The organism is Agrococcus sp. AC640b (assembly GCF_979255995.1).
The window spans coordinates 68,576-88,524 of the sequence record NZ_CEEDMM010000002.1; the positions used below are offsets into that span (position 1 = coordinate 68,576).

At 72.9% G+C, this 19,949-nt stretch carries 16 protein-coding genes; 3 read left to right on the forward strand and 13 right to left on the reverse strand.

Annotated features, from left to right (window positions below; translation table 11 throughout):
- Nucleotides 1–18: 18 nt before the first annotated feature.
- From ACZ6H8_RS01255 to ACZ6H8_RS01265, 3 genes are read left to right on the forward strand one after another with little or no spacing between them, the layout of a single operon-like run.
- Nucleotides 19–3,003 (forward strand): alpha-mannosidase, encoded by a 2,985-nt coding sequence (locus tag ACZ6H8_RS01255; RefSeq protein ID WP_464143602.1) that lies wholly within the window; start codon nt 19–21, stop codon nt 3,001–3,003.
- Entirely contained in the window at nt 3,000–4,406 is a 1,407-nt protein-coding gene (locus ACZ6H8_RS01260) for an MFS transporter (RefSeq protein ID WP_464143603.1), read from the forward strand. Before ACZ6H8_RS01255 ends, ACZ6H8_RS01260 begins: the two co-directional genes overlap by 4 nt.
- Nucleotides 4,407–4,439: 33 nt before the next feature.
- Nucleotides 4,440–5,306: an EamA family transporter gene (locus tag ACZ6H8_RS01265; protein ID WP_464143604.1), complete on the forward strand. Its 867-nt coding sequence runs from the start codon at nt 4,440–4,442 to the stop codon at nt 5,304–5,306.
- A 6-nt stretch (nt 5,307–5,312) separates the two neighbouring features.
- Here the strand turns inward: ACZ6H8_RS01265 and ACZ6H8_RS01270 are convergent, their stop codons facing one another.
- The 13 genes from ACZ6H8_RS01270 to ACZ6H8_RS01330 form a co-directional block, all read right to left on the reverse strand.
- The gene (locus tag ACZ6H8_RS01270; RefSeq protein ID WP_464143731.1) at nt 5,313–6,809 is read right to left on the reverse strand and encodes an aldehyde dehydrogenase family protein; all 1,497 of its coding nucleotides are present in this window, start codon (nt 6,807–6,809) and stop codon (nt 5,313–5,315) included.
- A gap of 29 nt (nt 6,810–6,838) precedes the next feature.
- Nucleotides 6,839–7,840: a proline racemase family protein gene (locus ACZ6H8_RS01275; protein ID WP_464143606.1), complete on the reverse strand. Its 1,002-nt coding sequence runs from the start codon at nt 7,838–7,840 to the stop codon at nt 6,839–6,841.
- A gap of 4 nt (nt 7,841–7,844) precedes the next feature.
- Entirely contained in the window at nt 7,845–8,765 is a 921-nt protein-coding gene (locus ACZ6H8_RS01280) for a dihydrodipicolinate synthase family protein (protein WP_464143608.1), read from the reverse strand.
- 57 nt (nt 8,766–8,822) lie between these two features.
- Nucleotides 8,823–10,049 (reverse strand): metal-dependent hydrolase family protein, encoded by a 1,227-nt coding sequence (locus ACZ6H8_RS01285; protein ID WP_464143609.1) that lies wholly within the window; start codon nt 10,047–10,049, stop codon nt 8,823–8,825.
- A complete protein-coding gene (locus ACZ6H8_RS01290) occupies nt 10,046–11,737 on the reverse strand; it encodes a DUF885 domain-containing protein (RefSeq protein WP_464143610.1) in 1,692 nt (563 codons plus the stop codon). Before ACZ6H8_RS01290 ends, ACZ6H8_RS01285 begins: the two co-directional genes overlap by 4 nt.
- On the reverse strand, nt 11,721–12,560 hold the full coding sequence (locus tag ACZ6H8_RS01295; RefSeq protein WP_464143612.1) for an ATP-binding cassette domain-containing protein: 840 nt from the start codon (nt 12,558–12,560) through the stop codon (nt 11,721–11,723). Before ACZ6H8_RS01295 ends, ACZ6H8_RS01290 begins: the two co-directional genes overlap by 17 nt.
- Nucleotides 12,557–13,357, reverse strand: a complete 801-nt coding sequence (locus ACZ6H8_RS01300) for an ABC transporter ATP-binding protein (RefSeq protein ID WP_464143614.1) — start codon at nt 13,355–13,357, stop codon at nt 12,557–12,559. The genes ACZ6H8_RS01295 and ACZ6H8_RS01300 overlap by 4 nt, the downstream gene beginning before the upstream one ends.
- Nucleotides 13,354–14,352 (reverse strand): ABC transporter permease, encoded by a 999-nt coding sequence (locus tag ACZ6H8_RS01305; protein ID WP_464143616.1) that lies wholly within the window; start codon nt 14,350–14,352, stop codon nt 13,354–13,356. The genes ACZ6H8_RS01300 and ACZ6H8_RS01305 overlap by 4 nt, the downstream gene beginning before the upstream one ends.
- Complete coding sequence (locus ACZ6H8_RS01310) at nt 14,352–15,302, reverse strand: ABC transporter permease (protein ID WP_464143617.1); 951 nt, start codon at nt 15,300–15,302, stop codon at nt 14,352–14,354. Before ACZ6H8_RS01310 ends, ACZ6H8_RS01305 begins: the two co-directional genes overlap by 1 nt.
- A gap of 2 nt (nt 15,303–15,304) precedes the next feature.
- Entirely contained in the window at nt 15,305–17,056 is a 1,752-nt protein-coding gene (locus ACZ6H8_RS01315; protein WP_464143619.1) for an ABC transporter substrate-binding protein, read from the reverse strand.
- A gap of 74 nt (nt 17,057–17,130) precedes the next feature.
- Nucleotides 17,131–18,522 carry an FAD-dependent oxidoreductase gene (locus tag ACZ6H8_RS01320; protein ID WP_464143621.1) on the reverse strand — a complete coding sequence of 464 codons (1,392 nt, stop codon included), beginning with the start codon at nt 18,520–18,522 and terminating at the stop codon, nt 17,131–17,133.
- On the reverse strand, nt 18,519–18,761 hold the full coding sequence (locus ACZ6H8_RS01325; protein WP_464143623.1) for a (2Fe-2S)-binding protein: 243 nt from the start codon (nt 18,759–18,761) through the stop codon (nt 18,519–18,521). Before ACZ6H8_RS01325 ends, ACZ6H8_RS01320 begins: the two co-directional genes overlap by 4 nt.
- The gene (locus ACZ6H8_RS01330; RefSeq protein ID WP_464143625.1) at nt 18,758–19,915 is read right to left on the reverse strand and encodes an NAD(P)/FAD-dependent oxidoreductase; all 1,158 of its coding nucleotides are present in this window, start codon (nt 19,913–19,915) and stop codon (nt 18,758–18,760) included. Before ACZ6H8_RS01330 ends, ACZ6H8_RS01325 begins: the two co-directional genes overlap by 4 nt.
- Nucleotides 19,916–19,949: the final 34 nt, after the last annotated feature.

Sequence of the window (19,949 nt, forward strand, 5' to 3'; positions counted from 1 at the left end):
CGATCCACGGGAGGTGTCGTGCGCGCGCTCGCCAGCTGGCTCGTCGGCCTCCCCGCCGAGCAGCCGACGGCGTACCGCAGGCTGCGCGCGATGCGCGCCCGCATCTGGCACCGCATCGCACCGCTCGAGACGCGCATCCTCACCTCGCAGGAGCCGACGCCGTTCGGGCAGTGGGAGGCGCGCGACTTCCGCCCCATCCGGCCAGGCACCGCGTGGGGCGAGGTGTTCGAGTGCGGATGGCTGCACGTCACGGGCCCCGCCGCCACCCACCCGCGCGCGGAGGTGCTGCTCGGCATCCGTGGCGAGGCGCTCGTGCACGATGCCGCGGGCGCCGTGCTCGACGCGGTCTCGACCGTGTACCTGCAGGGCGACCTGCCGCATCCTGGTGGCCGCTTCCGCACGGTGCGCGGCGTCGACGCGACGTCGCCCATCGACCTGTACGCCGACGCGACCTACAACGGCCTCCTCATCTACCCCGTCGGCCGAGCCGTCTTCCACGGCGCCCACCTCGCGGTGCGCGACGACGAGGCGTACGCCCTCTACTTCGACGCGCTCACGCTCACGATGCTCGTCGGGCACACCGACGACGCCGTGCTCGCCCGCGTCGTGCAGGCGTCGCTCGACGACGCGTGGCGGTGCTTCCGCGCCGGCGACCTCGCGGCGGCGCGCGCCTGCCTCGCGCCCGCGCTCGCCCGCCCCGCGGCAGACGCCCCCGCCACGGCCGACCTGCAGTACACCGCCGTCGGCCACGGTCACCTCGACATGGCCTGGCTGTGGCCCCTGCGAGAGACGCGCCGCAAGGCCGCGCGCACGTACGTGCGGCAGCTGCGCACGCTCGAGCGACGCCCCGACGTCGTCTACGGCACGAGCCAGCCGCAGCAGATGCAGTGGATGCGCGACGAGCAGCCCGCCCTGTTCGCACAGCTGCAGGATGCTGTGGCGTCCGGCGGCATCGAGGCGCAGGGCTCGTTCTGGATCGAGCCCGACACGAACCTGCCGAGCGGCGAGTCGCTCATCCGTCAGGCCGTCGTCGGCAGGCGCTTCCTGCAGCGCGAGCTCGGCCTCGCCGACGACGACCTCCGGCTGTGCTGGCTGCCGGACACGTTCGGCTACTCGGGGGCGTTGCCGCAGATCCTGCGGGGCACGGGCATGGAGTGGTTCCAGACCATCAAGCTCGCCTGGAACGAGGTCAACGACTTCCCCCACCGCACCTTCCGGTGGGCAGGGATCGACGGCTCCGAGGTGCTCGTGCACATGCCGCCGGAGGGCGACTACAACAGTCGCGCCGCTGCCGACGGCCTGCTGCGAGGGCTGCGGCAGCACCCGGAGCGCGACCTGGGCTCCGCGCTGCTCGTCTACGGCGGCGGCGATGGCGGCGGCGGACCCGGCGAGGTGCACCACGAGGTGCTCGATCGCGAGATCGGCATCGACGGCGCCGGCATCCGCGGCCTGCCGCGCGTGCGCCGCGGCAGCGCATCGAGCTTCTTCCGCGACCTCGCGACCCGCGACGTGCCCCACACGCATCGCGGCGAGCTGTACCTCGAGAAGCATCAGGGCACGTACACGACGCAGGCGGCGACGAAGCGGTGGAACCGCACGCTCGAGCGCCTGCTGCACGACGTCGAGGCCCTCGCCGCCGCGCACGGCCCCGAGGTGCGCGCGCAGGTGCGCGATGCGCTCGAGCCCGTGTGGCAGGAGGCGCTGCTGCAGCAGTTCCACGACATCCTCCCTGGGTCGTCGATCGCTCGGGTGCACCGCGAGTCGGTCGCGACCTTCGAGCGGCTCGCCGCCGACGTCGAGGCGCGCATCGCGGCCCTCGTCGACGCCCTGCCCGCCGCGGGCGACGCGCCGGCCGCCCTCAACCTCGCACCGGTCGCGCGCGACGAGCCCGTGCGGGTCGACGGCACCTGGATGCGCGCGCACGTGCCGCCGTACGCGACGGCTGCGCTCACGGTCGAGCCTGAGCATCCCGAGCTCGTCGCCGACGCCTCCGGCCTCGCGAACGGCGTGCTCGCGCTGCGCTTCGACGACGCGACCGGCGCGATCGCCTCGATGGTCGACGCCGACGGGTTCGAGCATGCCGGCGAGGGCCTCAATCGGCTCGTGCTGCACCGCGACCCGCTGCAGATCCCGTGGGATGCGTGGGACATCTCGCCGCGAGCCGCCGCGGCGCCCGGCCGACCGCTGCGCGTGACCGCTCGGTCGTGGCACGTCGACGGCCCGCGCGCGATCCGCCGCCACGTGCTCGTCGGACCGAAGGTGCGCATCGAGCAGGACGTCGTGCTCGAGGCCGGCTCGAGCCTCGTGCGATTCGAGACGCGCGTCGACTGGCGGCAGACGCACCGCATGCTGCGCGCCGAGCATCGGCCGACGCGGTTCGGCGACGAGGCGCTGTGCGAGATCCAGATGGGGCACATCCGCCGCGCGACCACCGAGCGCGACAGCGTCGAGCGCGCGCAGTTCGAGGTGTGCGCCCACCGCTGGCTCGCCGTCGAGGACGCCGCGGGCGGGTTCGCGCTGCTCAACGACGGCAAGTACGGGCATCGCGCGAAGCACGGGCTCGTGTCGCTGAACCTGCTGCGCTCCCCGACGTTCCCGGACCGGACTGCCGACCGCGGCGAGCACGCGTTCACGTACGCGATCCGCCCGTACGCGCCCGGCGCGCTGCACGAGGTCGTCGCAGACGGCTATCGGCTGCAGGCGCCCGTGCGCGTCGTGCCCGGCCGCGCCCGTGCCCTGCGTCCGCTCGCGACGGCCGACGACCCCGGCGTGATCGTCGAGACCATCGCGCCCGCCTACGACTCCGACGGCACCGTCGTGCGCCTCTACGAGGCCCTCGGTCGCGCGACGACCACGTCGCTGACCACGTCGATCCCCCACCGTGCCGCATGGCGCACCGACATGCTCGAGCGCCGCGTCGACGCGGACGGCGCGCCCGCCGACCTCGCCGCGATCGCGCTGCGACCCTTCGAGATCGCCACGTTCGTGCTGGCCTCGCCGTGACCGACGACGCGCCGGCGTCGGCGTCCGCGCCCTCGCTCGCATCCGGGTCCCGCGCGCCGTGGCTGCTGCGCGACCTGCCCGGCCGCACGCAGGCGACCGCGATCGTGACGGCTGGCATCGGCCAGAACCTCGTGCTCACGACCGTGACGACGTTCATGCTCGTGTACCTCATCGAGCACGCGGGCCTGTCGTCGGCCGGCGTCGCCGTCGTCACGGCGCTCGTCACGATCACGCGCATCGTCGATGCCGTCGCCGACCCCGTCATGGGGTCGATCGTCGACGTCACGCGCACCAGATGGGGCAGGATGCGGCCGTACGTGCTCGCATCGACGCTGCCGCTCGTGGTGCTCACGACGCTGCTGTTCGCCGTGCCGCCCGGGCTCGACGAAGCGCTGCAGCTCGCCTGGTTCGGGGTCGCCTACGTGCTGTGGGGCTTCGCGTACGCGATGTGCGACGTGCCGTTCTGGGGGCTCATCGGCTCTGCCTTCCCCGATCCGCAGCGGCGCACGCGCGTCATCGCGAACGTGCGCGCGTTCGGAGCCATCTCGCTGGGCGTCGCGACGCTCGGGATGCCGTGGCTCGCACGGCTGCTGTCGCCGCAGGGCGAGCCGAGCGCCACGGGGTGGACGCTGGCCGTCGCCCTCGTGTCCGTCGTCGGCATGGGCCTGTTCCTGCTCGCCTTCACGCACACGCGCGAGCGCGCCGTCGCCGCCGAGCGCGTGCCGCTGCGCATCCTCGTCGCGACGCTCGTCGGCAATCGCCCGCTCATGCTCGTGCTCGTCGGGTCGGTGCTCGGGTTCGGCAGGTTCGTCGTGCAGTCGGGCGGCGCCGTGTTCGTCGTGATCGCCTACGGCGACGAGGGCGTGTTCACGGTCGTCGGGGCGGCGATCATCGCCGGCATGGTCGTGTCGGCGTTCCTCGCACCGCTGCTGCTGCGGCGCGTGTCGCCGCGCGCCGTCGCCGTCGGCAGCGCCCTCGTGTCGGCCGCGGTGTCGACCGCGATGTGGTTCGTCGGCTACCCCGACGTCGCAGGCCTCGTCGCATGCATCGTCGTGCACGGCCTCGCGCTCGGGCTGTTCCTCGTCGTGCAGGCCACGATGATCGCCGACGCCGTGGACGACGCCGAGCGGCGCACGGGCGTGCGCGGCGACGGCATCTCGTTCGCGACGCTCACGTTCGCGGCGAAGATCATGACGGCGCTGTCGCTGCTCGTGTTCGGCCTGCTCGTCGCCGCCGCAGGCTACGAGTCCGGCGTCGTCGTGACCGACGCGATGCGGCAGACGGTGTTCGTGGCGATCACCCTCGTGCCCGCGGCGAGCGCGCTGCTGTCGGCGATCCCGTTCGCGCTCTACCGCGTGGAGCGGTCGGCGGCGGAGCACCCCGCAGCGCCCCGCATCCCCTAGCGTCGTCCTGTGCGGATGGACAGGAGCGGCGGCGTGGGCATCGCGCTCGTGGTCGCCGGCATCTGCTCGGTGCAGGCGGGCGCCTCGGTCGCGAAGCTGCTGTTCGAGCATCTCGACCCGTCGGCGGTGACGTGGCTGCGGCTCGGGTTCGCGTCGCTCATCCTGCTCGCCATCGCTCGCCCGAAGGTGCGCTCGTGGGATCGGCGCACGTGGCGCGCGGTCGTGCTGCTGGGCGTGGCCCTCGCGGGCATGAACCTGCTGTTCTACCTCTCCGCCGACCGCATCCCCCTCGCGCTCGCCGTCACGTGCGAGCTGCTGGGCCCGCTCGTGCTGTCGCTCGCGCTGTCGCGACGATGGACGGAGGCCGCCTGGGTGCTGCTCGCCGCCGCAGGCGTCGGCATCATCGGCGCGCAGTCGCTCGCGGGCGCCCTCGACGTCGCGGGCGTGCTGCTGGCCCTGGCAGCCGGCGTGTGCTGGGCGGGCTACATCCTCGCGTCGCACCGGGTGGGCGAGCTCGTTCCCGGCGTCGGCGGGCTCACGGCGGCGATGTGCATCGCGGCGGTGCTGACGACGCCGTTCGGCGTGGGCGGGGCCGTGACGGGCGTGAGCGCGCAGCCCTGGCTGCTGCTGCCCGTGCTGGGCGTCGCGATCCTGTCGAGCGCGATCGCGTACGGCTTCGAGCTCGCTGCGCTGCGGCGGATCCCGCCTCGCGTGTTCGGCGTGCTCATGGCGCTCGAGCCCGCGGTGGCAGCCGTGCTCGCGCTGCTCGTCGTCGGCGAGCTGCTCGGCGCGCTCGACGTCGTGGCGCTCGGCCTCGTCGCGGTCGCGGCCGCCGGCATCGCCCTCACCGCGCGGCGGCCCCCCATCACCTCCGACACGGGCGCGATCGTGCAGCAGTAGCGCGCGTCACACGCCGGTGAGCGAGCCCCACGACTGCGAGCGACCGGCCACGTGCCTGCGCTGCGGCACGTCCCACGGGTTGTCGTCGCGCAGCGGAGGCGGCAGCAGCGGGTGCGGCGCCGACTGATACGCGACGCCGCGCAGGAACCGCCCGATCGCCGCCGTGCCCACGCTCGTGCCGTCGGTGGTCGTCGCGGGGTACGGCCCACCGTGCTGCATCGCCGCCGTCACCGCGACGCCCGTCGGCCAGCCGCCGAACAGCACGCGTCCGCTCGTGCGCGCGAGGGCGCCGACGAGCGGTCGGATGCGCTCCGCCTCGTCGGGGCCCGCGTGCACCGTCGCGGTGAGGTTGCCTGGGAAGAGCCGCTCGTGGACCACGGCGAGCGCGTCGAGGTCGTCGTACCTGACGATGATCGACAACGGTCCGAACGACTCCTCGAGCAGGGCGTCGCCTGCTGACTCGAGCGCGTCGAGGGTCGTCTCGACGATCGTCGGAGACGCCCACGCCAGCCCGTCGTCGCGACGCACGACGCCCTCGACGAGCGTCGTGACGCCCGGCGTCTCGAGCACGGCGGCGCGACGCGCCGCGAAGCCGCGCCCGATGCCGTCGTTGAGCAGTCGCTGCGGCTCGGCGTCGCGCGCCGCCTCGACCCCCGAGAGGTCGGCGTCGGCCGGCACGAACAGGAACCCGGGCTTCGTGCACAGCTGCCCGGCGGAGCCGCCGACCGACGCGAGGAACTGCGCGACGAGGTCAGGCTCGAGCGCCATGGCGGCAGCGGTGGCGTAGACGGGGTTCACCGAGCCGAGCTCGCCGAAGAACGGGATGGGCCGCGGGCGCGCGGCGGCGACGTCGGCGAGCAGTCGCCCGACGCGTGCGGAGCCCGTGAACGCGCCAGCCCGGATGCGCTCGTCGCGCAGCAGCTCGACGCCCGCGTCGTCGCCGTGCACGAGCTGCAGCACGCCCTCGGGCATGCCCGCGCCCTCGAGCGCGTCGGCCACGACGGCGGCGGTCGCGTCGGCGAGGTCGGGGTGGCCGGGATGCGCCTTGACGACGACGGGGCATCCCGCCGCGAGGGCGGCGGCGGTGTCGCCGCCCGCGACCGAGAACGCGAAGGGGAAGTTCGACGCGGCGAAGTTCAGCACGGGCCCGACGGGCTCGAGCATGCGGCGCACGTCGGGCCGAGGACCCACGGCGTAGTCGGCGTCGACCTCGTCGATGCGCACGTCGAGGTACCCGCCGTCGGCCACGACCTCTGCGAACAGCCGCAGCTGCCCCGTCGTGCGACGCACCTCGCCCTGCAGCCGAGGCAGCGGCAGCCCCGTCTCGCGCATCGCGATGGCGATGAGGTCGGGGCCTGCGGCGTCGATCGCGTCGGCAGCGGCGACGAGCGCCGCGGCGCGTGCGCGCGGCTCGGTCGCTGCGAAGGCGTCGGCGGCGCCCGCCGCAGCGGTCGCGACGGCGTCGACGTCGGTCGTGGGTGCCTGCATGGCTGTCCTCCAGATGCTGCGGGCGTGCCGCCCGCGGTCGGTCGTCAGAACTCGAAGCCCGACGGGAACGGATCCCGCGGGTCGAGCAGGTACTGGCCCATGCCCGTGATCCAGGCGCGGCCGCTGATCTGCGGCAGCACTGCATCCGCTCCGCCGACGCGGGTGGTGCCGAGCAGCCTGCCCGTGAACTCGGTGCCGATGAACGACTCGTTCACGAAGTCGGTCTCGAGCGCGAGCGCGCCGCGCGCGTGCAGCTCGGCCATGCGCGCGCACGTGCCGGTGCCGCACGGCGACCGGTCGAACCAGCCGGGATGGATCGCCATGGCGTGGCGGGAGCGGATGGCGTCGGAGCCGGGGGCGATGAGCTCGACGTGGTGCACGTGGTCGACCCCATCGATCTCGGGATGCCGGGGCGGCGCCTGCTCGTTGATGGCGTCCATGATCGCGAGGCCGGCGCGCAGCAGGTCGTCCTTGCGTGCACGGTCGAACGGCAGCCCGAGGTCGTCGAGCTCGACGAGCGCGTAGAAGTTGCCGCCGAACGCGACCGAGTACGGCACGGTGCCGAGGCCGGGCACGTCGATCGTCGCGTCGAGACGCTCGACCCACGCGGGCACGTTCTCGATCGTGACCCGCTCGGCGGCGCCGTCGACGACGTCGACGCGCGCCACGATCCTGCCCGCCGGCGTGTCGAGCGCGATCGTCGTCACGGGCTCGACGACCTCGACCATCCCGGTCTCCACGAGCACCGTCGCGACGCCGATCGTGCCGTGGCCGCACATGGGCAGGAAGCCGCTGGCCTCGATGTAGACGACGCCCCAGTCGCAGTCGTCGCGCGTCGAGGGCTGCAGCAGCGCGCCCGACATCGACGCGTGCCCGCGCGGCTCGTGCATGAGCAGACCGCGCACGTGGTCGAGGTGCTCGATGGCGTGCAGCCGCCGCTCGTTCATCGTGGCACCGGGGATCACGCCGATGCCGCCGGTCACGACGCGCGTCGGCATGCCCTCCGTGTGCGAGTCGACCGCACTGAAGACCCGAGAGGCGCGCACGGGCCTATGCTGCCTGCATCTCGGAGATCGCGGCGAGCGCCCGCTCGGTGTCCGCGCGCACCTGGGCGGCGTGCTCGGGCGTCAGCGGCCCGCGCGGGGGCCGTGTGGGCCCACCGTAGGAGTTGCCGCAGATGTCCATCGACAGCTTGATGGCCTGCACGAACTCGGTGCGCGAGTCCCAGCGGAACACGGCGACGAGCCGCTGGTAGAGCGCCTTGGCCTCGTGCCAGTCGCCGCGCATGCACAGCTCGTAGAGCGCGACGGCCTCCTTGGGGAAGGCGTTGGGGTAGCCGGCGAACCAGCCGACCGCGCCGTTGACGAGCGACTCGAAGAGCACGTCGTCGGCGCCCGCGACGATGTCGATGTCGCACCGCTCGGCGATCTCGTACACGCGTCGCACGTCGCCGGAGAACTCCTTGATCGCGACGACCTCCGGGATCTCGGCGAGACGGGCGACGAGCGCTGGCGTGAGGTCGACCTTCGTGTCGAACGGGTTGTTGTAGGCCATGATCGGCAGGCCGACCTTCGCGACCTCCTCGAAGTGGGCGATGACCTCTGCGTCGCTCGCGCGGTAGAGGGTGGGCGGCAGCAGCAGCACGCCGTCGGCGCCGTCCTCCGCCGCGGTCTCTGCCCATGCGCGCGCCTGGTGGCTGCCGACGCCGTGGACGCCTGCGATCACGATGCCGCGGCCGTCGACGGCCTCGATGGCGACCTGGATGACGCGACGGCGCTCGGCGTCGGTGAGCGAGGAGTACTCGCCGAGCGACCCGTTGGGGCCCACGCCGTGGACGCCGTTGGACATCAGGAAGTCGACGTGCTCACCGAAGCGGTCGTAGTCGACGGCGAGCCCGGCAGGCGCTGCGGCGTCCTCGCGGAACGCGAGCGTGGTGGCGACGACGACGCCGCCGAGGTCGATGCTGGTCATGCGGTGAGCCTTCCCGTGGGCGCGATGCGACGCCGATCCCGTCTGATGTGTCATATGTTACACATTTCCTGTGGCGGCAGTCGTCTCGTCGCCCGCGACCACGCGGCCGTCCTGCACGACCAGGCGTGGACGCGCCGCATCCCACAGCACGGCACCGTCGGCGAGCGGATCGCCGTCGGCGAGCAGCAGGTCGGCCCGGCTGCCGACGCGGACCGTGCCGACGTCGTCGAGGCCCAGGATGCCCGCGTTGACGCTCGTCGCCGAGCGCAGCGTCTCGAGCATGCCCTCCACCTCCGACTGCAGGCGCAGGCCCAGCAGCTGATCGTCCTCCAGCGAGCCCATGAGGTCGGAGCCGAAGCCGATGACGACGCCCGCCGCCCGGGCGAGCGCGATCGCCTCCTTGCCGGCATCCAGCACCTCGCGGTTCTTGTCGCGGCTGGAGGCCGCGAGCCCGATCGCCTCGCCGCGCCGATCCATCGCGTCGTACGCGACGAGCGTCGGCACGAGGATCGCGCCGTGCTCGGCCATGAGCGCAGCGGTCGGCGCATCGAGCAGGTTGCCGTGCTCGATCGTGCGCACGCCGTTCGTCACCGCGTGCGCGATGCCGGCGGGCGAGTACGCGTGCGACGCGACGTACGAGTCGCGCCTGGTCGCCTCCTCGACCGCGACGCGCACCTCCTCGGTGCTGAACTGCACGAGCCGCAGCGGATCCGTGGGCGAGATGACGCCGCCGGAGGTCATGATCTTCACGCAGTGCGCGCCCGTGCGGAACCGCTCGCGCACGGCGCGGCGCATCGCGTCCGCGCCGTCGACGACCTCGCCCGTGTGGCTGTGCCCGCACTCCTCGACCTCCGCAGGGCGCGGATCCGCGTGCCCGCCCGTCTGACTGATGGCCGGCCCCGAGTACAGGTAGCGCGGTGCCGAGGTGCGTCCCTCCGCGATGGCGCGCGCGAACCCGGGGTCGCCGCCTGCGACGTCGCGGATCGTGGTGAACCCGCGGACCTGCGCACGCCGCAGCCGCTGCGCCCCCGCGATCGCGACGTAGCTGAGCCGCGACTGCCCGATCTCGAGCTGGCTCGTGCTCGTGCCGTACGCATGCATGTGCGCATCGATGAGACCGGGAAGCAGCGTGCGCCCCGCGGCGTCGACGACGACGTCGCCGCGCTGGGGAGCGACGTCGCCGACGGCGACGATCACACCGTCGACGGCACGGACCGAGACGCGCCCCTCGAGCACGTCGGACCCGTCGAAGACGACGGCGTCGGTGATGGTGATGGCGGTCATGCTGCAGCCTCCCAGCGGTCGATGGCTCGATGGACCTCCTGCTCGAGCACCGACAGCGGCACGCTGCCCAGCCCCAGCACCAGGTCGTGGAACGCGCGCACGTCGAAGCGCGCACCGAGGCGCTCCTCGGCCGCCGCACGCAGCCGAAGGATCGTGAGCTGCCCCACGTGGTACGCCGTCGCCTGCCCCGGCCACGCGATGTAGCGGTCGATCTCGGTGACGATCTCGTGCTCGGCGATCGCGGTGTGGTCGCGCAGGAAGTCCTGCGCGCGCTCGCGCGACCACCCGAAGGCGTGCATGCCGGGGTCGACGACGAGCCGAGCGGCGCGCCACATCTGGAAGCTCAGCATGCCCATGCGCTCGAACGCGGTCTCGTAGATGCCCATCTCGACGCCGAGGCGCTCGGTGTACAGCGCCCACCCCTCGCCGAACGCCGAGATGTAGATGCGACGACGGTAGCCGGGCATCGCGTCGGCCTCGTGCGCGAGCGCGATCTGGAAGCAGTGTCCGGGAGCAGCCTCGTGCAACGTCAGCGCAGGCAGCGAGTACAGCGGTCGCGCAGGCAGGTTGTACGTGTTGAGCGTGTACGCGTCGAGGCCGCCGCGCCCGAACGTGTAGAACGGCGCGAGGTCCGCAGGCGGCTCGACGATGCCGAAGCGCTGTCGAGGCGTCGTGCCGAACCAGCGGTGCACGACGGCGTCGAACCGCTTGCACACCCACGCCGCCTCCTTCAGCAGCTGCTCGGGCGTCGCGGCGTAGAACGACGCATCGGTGCGCATGTGGGCGAGCAGCGCGGGCACGTCACCGTCGAAGCCGGTCTCGACGGCGATCTCGCGCATCTCGGCGAGGATCGCGGCGACCTCGGCGTGGCCGAGCGCGTGGATCTCCTCCGGCGACAGGTCGGTGGTCGTGAACTCGCGCAGCTGGCTGCGATAGAACGCGGCGCCGTCCGGACCCTCGGTCGCCGCGACCGTCTCGGGCAGCCCCGGCAGGTACTCCTCCTCGAGGAACGCCAGCAGGCTGCGGTACGCGGGGATCACGTGCTCGCCGATGACCTGCTCCGCCTGCGCGCGCAGCGCGGCGAGCCGGTCGCCGGGCACGCTCGCGGGCAGCTGCGCGAACGGCAGCCAGTACGGCGTCGACTGCGCGTCGAGCGCCTCGGCGACGCCGCGCACGGGCTCCTGCCTGCCGACCATCGAGATCCGTGCCGGACCGAAGCCGCGCGCGAGCCCCGCGCGCATGTTCGCCATGTGCTCGTCGAACCAGCGCGGCAGCTGCGCGAGCTGCGCGAGCAGTCGCTGCGCGTCGTCCTCGTCGGTGCGTGCGCGCCGCGCCCTGCCCATGTGGTCGGTCCAGAACGCGGAGTCGGCGTTGGCGGGCCGCTCGTGCAGTCCGTGGTCGACGCGGGCGACGAGCGTGCGCAGCTGGTCGAGGTAGACCTCTCGGTCGACGCGCGCGGCGTCGTCGAGCTCGGCCGGATCGATGGCCTCGACCTGCGCGATCGTCGCGCGCCACCGCTCGCCGCGTGCCGTCCAGGCGGCCGCGGTCTCGTCGGGGAGGAAGTCGTCGACGACCTCGCCGCCGTGGTGCTGCTCGCCGAGGTCGACGAGCCGCCACGCCCACTCCTCCTCGGAGACCTCGCGGAACCGGGCCTCGGCGTTCGTGCGCGTGTCAGTGGCCGTCGTCATGCTGCGTCCTGCTCCTTCTGCTCTGCTCCCATTCGGGGCGGATCCTCGGCACCGCTGCCAGCAGCGCCCTGGTGTACTCCTCGCGCGGCGCGTCGAAGACCTCGTCGCGCGTGCCCTGCTCGACGATGCGACCGCCGTGCATGACGGCGACGCGGTGCGCGATCTGCCGCACGACCGCGAGGTCGTGGGCGATGAACACGAACGCGATGCCGAGGTCGCGCTGCAGGCCTCGCAGGAGGTCGATGACCTGCGCCTGCACCGACACGTCGAGCGCCGACACCGCCTCGTCGCAGATGACGACCTTCGGATCGACCGCGAGCGCCCTCGCGATGCCGATGCGCTGCGCCTGCCCGCCCGAGAACTGGTGCGGGTACTTCTTCGCGTCCGACGCCTGCAGCCCGACGCGCTCGAGCAGCTCGTGCACGCGCGTCGCGTGCGGCACCGACGAGCGGATGCCCTGGTAGCGCAGCGGCGCCGACACGATCTGCGCGACGTCGTGCCGGGGGTTGAGGGAGGAGTACGGATCCTGGAACACGAACTGCACCGTGCGGCGCAGGGACGCCAGGCGCGCGTCGGTCGCACGCGTGACGTCCTCGCCCTCGAGCGCGATCGTGCCGCTCGTCGGATCGAGCAGGCGCGCGACGAGGCGCGCCGTCGTCGACTTGCCGGAGCCCGACTCGCCGACGATCGCGAGCGTCTCGCCCGCGTGCACGTCGATGCTCACCCCGTCCACCGCGCGGAACGGGGTCCGTGCGCGCACGCGCAGCCCGCTCGGCGCGAACTCCTTCACGAGATCCCTCGCGGTCAGCAGCGGCTCGCTCACGGCGCGACCTCCTCGTCGATGCGCGGCGTCGCGTCCAGCAGCCGATTCGTGTACGGGTGCCGTGGATCCGAGAAGATCTGCTCGGCGGTGCCCGACTCGACCGCGTCTCCGCCCTGCATGACGAGCACATGGTCGGCGAGCTCGCTGATGACCGCGAGGTCGTGCGTGATGAACAGCATGCCGATGCCCGTCTCGCGCTGCACCGCGGCCAGCAGCTCGAGGATCTGCGCCTGCACCGTCACGTCGAGCGCCGTCGTGGGCTCGTCGGCGATGAGCAGCTCGGGCTCGCACACGAGCGCCATCGCGATCATGATGCGCTGCCGCATGCCGCCGGAGAACTGATGCGGGAAGTGGCCGTAGCGGGAGGCGGCCTCCGGGATGCGCACGCGCTCCATGGCCTCGATCGCCACCCGCCGCGCCTGCGCCTGCGACACCCGACGGTGCGCGCGGTACGCCTCGGCGATCTGCGCCCCGACCGCGTAGTACGGGTGGAGCGACGACAGCGGATCCTGGAAGACCATGCCGATGCGGTCGCCGCGCCGCTTGCGCATCCACGCGTCCGTGCGGCCGAGCAGCTCCTCGCCGTCGAAGCGCACGGAGCCGCGGACGCGAGCACCGCGCGGCAGCAGCCCCATGATCGCGAGCGACGTCATCGACTTGCCGGAGCCCGACTCGCCCACGACGCCCAGCGTCGCTCCCGCCTCGATCGTGAACGACGTGTCGCGCACGACGACCGTCGGCGCGGACTCCGGGCCGAACTCCACGTGCAGCCCCTCGACCTCGAGCAGCGCGCTCATCGGGCCGCCCCCGTCCGCACGCGCGGATCCAGCACGGGGTAGACGAGGTCGACGACGATGTTCATGAGCACGACGGCGACGCCCGCGAGGATCGTGACGCCCATGATGACCGGCTGGTCGTTCGTGCCGATCGCGTCGTAGACGAGCTTGCCGACGCCGTTGAGGCCGAAGACCGTCTCGGTGATGAGCGCACCGCCCAGCAGCGCGGCGAAGTCCATGCCGAAGAGCGTGGCGACCGGCGTGAGCGACGGGCGCAGCGCGTGCTTCGTCATGAGGACGCGCGGCGAGAGGCCCTTTGCGCGCGCGGTGCGCATGAACGGCTCCGCGAGCGTGTCGGCCACGTTGGCCTTCGTGAGCCGCGTGTACATCGCGGCGTACATGAGCGACAGCACGATCCAGGGCATGATGTACGCCTGCAGCCATCGGAGCGGATCGTCGGCGAACGGCACCGCCTGCGGGAACGGCAGCACGCGCAGCTCGACGACGAGCACGTACTGCAGGATGAGCGCCACGAAGTAGTTCGGCAGCGCGATGCCGGCGAGCGCGAGCGCCATGGCCCCGCGATCCCACCACGTGCCCTGCTTCACGGCGGCGACGAGGCCGGCGGTCACGCCGACGACGAGCCAGAGCACCGCGGCGCCCACGGCGACCGTGACGCTCACGGGCAGGCGATCGGCGATCATCGCGACGACCGACTCGCGGGTCTGGAAGCTGTAGCCGAGGCATGGAGCGTCGCACAGGATCGCCGACGCGCCCTCGCCGTACGAGCGTCCGGCGACGATGCCCGCGAGGAACGTGCCGAACTGCACGAGGAACGGCTGGTCGACGCCGAGCATCGACCGGATGCTCTCGATGCGCTCCGGGCTGCACGTCTGCCCGCAGATGCTCGCGGCCGGGTCGGGCGAGAGCCAGAAGAAGATCACGAACGTGAACAGCACCACGGCGAACAGCACGCCGACGGCGGCGAGCAGCCGCTTGACCACGTACCAGGCCATCAGCCCTGCGCCCCCTTCGCCAGCACCCGCTGCATCGCGTCGCCGAGCACCATCGACGACAGCACCGTGAGCGTGAGGAAGGTGCCTGGCACGACGAAGAACATGGGGTTCGACGCGTACCACTGCACCGCGGAGGCGATCATCTGCCCCCAGGACGGTGCCGGCGGCTGCACGCCGACGCCGAGGAACGACAGGCCCGCCTCCGTCGCGATGAACGTCGGGACGGTGAGGGTCCCCATGACGATGATCGTCGCGGCGAGGTTCGGCATCACCTCGCCGAACACGATCCGCAGCCTGCCCGCTCCCGAGGCGCGAGCGGCCTCGACGAAGTCTCGAGACGCGACCGACATCGCCTGCGACCGCACGACGCGCGCGATCGCGGGCCAGCCGAACACCGACAGCACGACGACGAGCAGCAGCGGGCGGTTGCCTCCTGGGATCGCCGAGAGGACGGCGATCATGAAGATGAGCGCCGGGAAGGCCATGAGGAAGTCCATGACGCGGCTGATGACCTGGTCGACGATGCCGCCGAGGTAGCCGGCGAGCACCCCGAACGCGACGCCGAGCACGGTCGTGAGCAGCGCCGCCGACGCGGCGATCAGCAGCGACGTCTGCGCGCCGAACGCGATCCTGGCGAAGATGTCGCGGCCGTTGAGCGGCTCGACGCCGAACCAGTGCTGCGCGGAGATGCCGCCGAACGGACCGATCGGGATGCCGCCGCGAGCGGGGTCGATGCGGTCCTCGTTGAAGGCGTTCGGGCCGTTGCCGGTGATGCCGGTGAGGACGGGGGCGAGCAGCGCCATGAGCACGACGAGCACGAGGAACGTGATCGCGAGCACCACGGTCGGCCGCCGCAGCTCTGCGAGCCAGGCGCGCCCGCGGGCGGGGGGACGTGCCCCGCCCGCGGTCGCCTCGACGTCCTCCGCAGCGAGCTGGGAGGCGACGCTCATGCTCAGCCCTCCGGGTCGATGAGCCCGACGGATGCGTAGTCGATGTAGCCCGTCCGACCCGCGTGCGCGTAGGCGCCGCCGACGTTGGAGCCGACCATCTGCAGCGGCGTCTCGCGCACGAGCGGCACGACGGGCGCGAGCTCGATGATCATCTCGTTGAGCTGCGCGTAGCCGTCGTTCTGCTCGTCGATGTCGACGATCGCCTCGACGGAGTCGAACATCGCGTCGATCTCGGGGTCGTCGAGCTGGGCGATGTTCGTGTTGCCGGTCTCGGTGATGCTGTCGCCGTCGAACAGGGGCGTGAGCAGCGGGTTGCCGGACAGCCATGCGGAGCACCAGCCGGTCACGGTCAGGTCGTTCTGCTGGGCGGGGGTCGCGACGACCTCGTAGAACGTCGCGGCGTCGATGACGTTCAGCTCGACGTCGATGCCGACGGCCTGCAGCGACTGCTGCACCGACTGCGCCTGCGCCTGCCACTTCGGCAGGTTGCGCACGTCCATCGTGAACGACAGGTCTCCCTCGCCGTAGCCGGCCTCCTCGAGCATCTGCACCGCGGTCTCGACGTCGCCGCCGTCGCCCTCGCTCGGGTACAGGTCGAACTCGACGCGGCCCGGCACCTGCGGCGTGAGCATGTCGCTCGCGGTCTGCGCCATCGACGGGCCGCCGGTGGCGGTCACGACGCTCGACCGGTCGATCGCGTAGCTGATGGCCTGTCGCACCCGGACGTCGTCGAGCCCGGGGGTCGTCGTGTTCATCGCCATGTACATCGTGCACGTGGGCAGCGACTGCACGATGCGCGACGACAGCGCGGTGTCGGCCGTCGCCTGCGCGAGGTTCGCAGGCAGCAGGCCGTTCGTCGACGCCGCCATCGCGTTCACGTCGTCGCCCTGCGCGGACAGGAGCCGCTGGTCGATCGTGCTGGGGTCGAGCCCGAAGAGGAACTCGTAGCCGTCGAGGTACGCGGGTCGGATCTCGTCGGTCTCGGCGACCCACTCCTCGTTCCTCACGAGCGAGAGGCTGTCGCCTCGCTGGTACGACTCGACGCGGTACGGCCCCGACGAGATCGGCATGGCGTCGAGCTGCTGCGCGTCGACCTCGCCAGCCGGGAACGGCGTGAAGACCTGGGTGGCGGCGACGTCTGCGAACGATGCCAGCGGCTGCTCGAGCGTGAACACGATCGTCTGGTCGTCCGGCGTCGCGATCGACGGGAGGCCGGCGGGATCCTGGTAGATCCCCGGGTAGGAGCTCGCGCCCTGGAGGATCAGGTGCTCGTCGTTGCCGATCGCGAGCGCCGGGTCGAGCGAGCGCTCGATGCCGAAGCGCACGTCGGCGGAGGTGATGGGCGTGCCGTCCTCGAAGAAGATGTCGTCGCGGAGCGTGTACGTCCACTCCGTCGCGTCGTCGTTCGGCGTGCCCGTGTCGGTCGCGAGGTCGCCGACGAGCTCGAGCTCGGCGGTCTCGGGGTCGTAGACGTACTGCGTGAGCTGCCGGTAGATGAGGTTGTAGACGTTGTTGACGTTGCCGTCGTTGCCCATCGCCGGGTCGAGGTGCGACAGGTCGACGGAGCCGAGCACCGTCAGCACGCCGCCCTGCTGGGGCTCGGGACGCTCGAGCGCGAATCCGGCGTCGGTGAGGTCGACGTCGCTCCCCTGCGAGTCGGCGTCGCCGCCGCCTCCGCAGCCGGAGAGCACCAGCGCGGTCGCGGCGGCGACCGCCACGAGCGCCGTGCTTCGTACGTTCCGCAGGGTCTCCATCGCATCCGCCTCTCGTAGAGTGTGACCTGTCACATATTTCAGATGGTGATGCGGTCGAGTCAAGCGTCTCGACGTTACGAACGTGTCTCGATCACGTCTCGGTCATCGACGATCCCGGCCTGCGCGACCTCCCCGAGACGCACCGAGCCGAGGACCGGCCGTCGATCGAGCGCGCCGTCGGCGTCGCCGCCGCACGCGCGCACGACATCCTCGACGGCGCGCCCGCACGTGCGCCCCTGGCAGGCGCCCAGACCCGCGCGCGACGCGAGCCGCATCGGACGATGCGCGTGCTGCGCCACCGCCCGCACCGCGCCGACCGGCACCGACTCGCACCGGCACAGCACGGTGTCGTCGCGCAGCCACGACACCCAGCCGCGACCGATGCCGTGCGCTGCCAGGAGCCTCGCCGCGAAGCGCCGGCCCCTGGCGCTCGCGCGCGACGCGGCCTGCACGCGCGGATCGTCGAGACGACCCCCGGCTGCGACGAAGCCTGCGACGAGCCCCTCGGCCTGCGCGGCGTCCGCGCCCGCGATGCCCGTGACCTCCCCAGCGGCGTACACGCCCGCCACGCTCGTCGCCTGCGACCGATCGACCACGACGAAGCGATCCGGCCCGATCGCGCACCCAGCGGCGATCGCCGCCTCCAGCCGCGGCGTGAAGCCGTGACCCAGCGCGACGGCGTCGCACGAGACCTCCCGCTCGGAGCCCGCGATCGGCCGCCACCGCGCGTCGAGCCGCGCCACCGTCGCCGACTCCACGCGACGATCGCCGTGGATCGCCACGACCCCCTGCCCCACCCGGTACGGGATGCGGTGGCGCAGCAGCTCGCGCGCGTAGCCGGCGAGCTCGCCCGACTTGCCAGCGAGCCCGACGAGCTCCCACGGTCGCGACGACCAGCCCGCCGCGAGCCCTCGCACGCGCGAGGCCTCGAGCACCTCGACGACCGTCGAGCCGACGGCCGCCAACGACTGCGCGACCGGCAGCAGGAACGGCCCGGAGCCCGACACGAGCGTGCGACGACCGATCGCGACCCCGTCGCGCTTCGCGAGCGCCTGCGCAGCCCCCGCCGTCGAGACCCCCGGCAGGGTCCAGCCCGGCACGGGCAGCGCCCTGTCGTGCGCGCCCGTCGCGATGACGAGCGCGTCGGCGTCGACCACGACGCGCGCGCGGCCCGCGGCGTCGGCCGGGCCGGAGACGGCGTGCACCCGCAGGCCGTCTCGCACCTCGATCGACCAGACGCTCGTCGCATGCCGCACGTCGGCGCCCGCCGCCGCCGCCTCGAGCCTGCGGAAGCGCGACCAGTCGTGCTGCAGACGCGCATCCGTGACGCCAGGACGATGCCGCCAGTACTGCCCTCCGGGACGCTCGCCCTCGTCGAGCAGCGTCACACGAGCGCCAGCGGCGAGCGCAGCCCGCGTCGCAGCGAGGCCAGCGGGGCCCGCTCCGAGCACGACGACGTGCCTCACGCCCGCTCCTCCCGCTCGACGACGGCGCCGTCGACCGCCTCGCGCTGGCACGCGCGGACGCCCTCGACCCCGTCGACGGTCACGAGGCAGTCGTGGCAGACGCCGATGCCGCAGAAGATGCCGCGCTGCGCGCCCGCCGCCGTGCGCCACGACACCATGCCGTGCTCGAGCAGGATCCCGGCGATCGTGCGCCCCTCGCCACCGGTGAGGTCGTCGCCGTCGAATCGGATGGTCGTCATGCCGCCTCCTGGAGCGTCGGTCGCGTCGGCAGGTACGGCTCGGGGTCGATCGGGGCCGCCGAGCCGAGCACGGCGTGCGCCACGAGCGCAGCCGTGGCCGGGGCGAGGCCGATGCCGGCACCCTCGTGCCCCGAGGCATGCACGAGACCGGGCAGGCGCGCGTCCTCGCCGATGATCGGCACGTGGTCGGGAGCGTACGGGCGGAAGCCCGTGTACGAGCGCAGCAGCGTCGTGCGCTCGAGGAACGGGAAGACCCGCACGGCCTTCGCGGCGATCTGCGAGATGGCGGCGAGCGAGGGCACCGCGTCGAAGCCGACGCGCTCTCGACTCGATCCGATGAGCACCGTGCCCGCCGGGGTCGACTCGACGACCGTCGACGTCTGCCGCGCCGCATCCGCAGAGCCGACCGCGCCGACGTAGTCGCCGTCGTAGACCTTGTGATGGACGCGCTGCCGCATGGGCGTCGTGACGAGGATGTGCCCGCGCCGCGGCAGGATCGGCGCGTGGCCGCCGAGCACGGCTGCGAGGTCGGCCGCCCAGGGGCCGGCGCAGCTCACGACGACGTCGGCCTCGATGGCGCCCGTCGCGGTGCGCACGCCGCACAGCCTGCCGCCGCGCACGATGCCGCCGACGACCTCCTCGCGGACGAGCCGCGCGCCGCGCGCCTGCGCATGGGCCATGAGGGCCATCGTCGCGAAGGCCGGCTGCAGCTGCGCATCCTGCGGGTACCACATCGCGGCCGCGACGTCCGGGGCGACGTCGGGCTCGGCGGCGCGCAGCGCGGCGGCGTCGAGCGGCTCCGCCTCGATGCCGATGGCGCGCTGCCGCCCGGCGAGGTCGGCCAGCGGCACCTGCCCGCCGTCGAAGACGACGACGATGCCGCCCTTCTGCTCGAGCTCGGTGGGCGGCTGGCCAGGGCGCCGTTCGCCGTCGAGCCGCGCGGCGAGCGAGCGCCACATCTCGCCGGAGACGAGCGCGAGCTGCGCCTCGGGCCCTGGCTCCTTGTCGCTGACGAGCAGGTTGCCCTCGCAGCGGCTCGAGGTCTCGGCGGCGATGCCTGCACGGTCGACCACGACGACGTCGGCCCCCGAGCGCGTGAGCAGCTCCGCGCAGGCGGCGCCGACGATGCCGGCGCCCACGATCACGACGCGCATGCGCCCACCGTCTCAGGCAGGCGGCGCGAGGGCA

What these genes read in the sequence shown, in the direction of transcription:
- ACZ6H8_RS01280 (WP_464143608.1), bottom strand. Translation starts at nt 8,765, where the DNA reads ATGACCAGCATCGACCTCGGCGGCGTCGTCGTCGCCACCACGCTCGCG.
- ACZ6H8_RS01325 (WP_464143623.1), bottom strand. Translation starts at nt 18,761, where the DNA reads ATGACGACCATCCGATTCGACGGCGACGACCTCACCGGTGGCGAGGGG.
- ACZ6H8_RS01290 (WP_464143610.1), bottom strand. Translation starts at nt 11,737, where the DNA reads ATGACGACGGCCACTGACACGCGCACGAACGCCGAGGCCCGGTTCCGC.
- ACZ6H8_RS01315 (WP_464143619.1), bottom strand. Translation starts at nt 17,056, where the DNA reads ATGGAGACCCTGCGGAACGTACGAAGCACGGCGCTCGTGGCGGTCGCC.
- ACZ6H8_RS01300 (WP_464143614.1), bottom strand. Translation starts at nt 13,357, where the DNA reads ATGAGCGCGCTGCTCGAGGTCGAGGGGCTGCACGTGGAGTTCGGCCCG.
- ACZ6H8_RS01285 (WP_464143609.1), bottom strand. Translation starts at nt 10,049, where the DNA reads ATGACCGCCATCACCATCACCGACGCCGTCGTCTTCGACGGGTCCGAC.
- ACZ6H8_RS01330 (WP_464143625.1), bottom strand. Translation starts at nt 19,915, where the DNA reads ATGCGCGTCGTGATCGTGGGCGCCGGCATCGTCGGCGCCGCCTGCGCG.
- ACZ6H8_RS01305 (WP_464143616.1), bottom strand. Translation starts at nt 14,352, where the DNA reads ATGGCCTGGTACGTGGTCAAGCGGCTGCTCGCCGCCGTCGGCGTGCTG.
- ACZ6H8_RS01310 (WP_464143617.1), bottom strand. Translation starts at nt 15,302, where the DNA reads ATGAGCGTCGCCTCCCAGCTCGCTGCGGAGGACGTCGAGGCGACCGCG.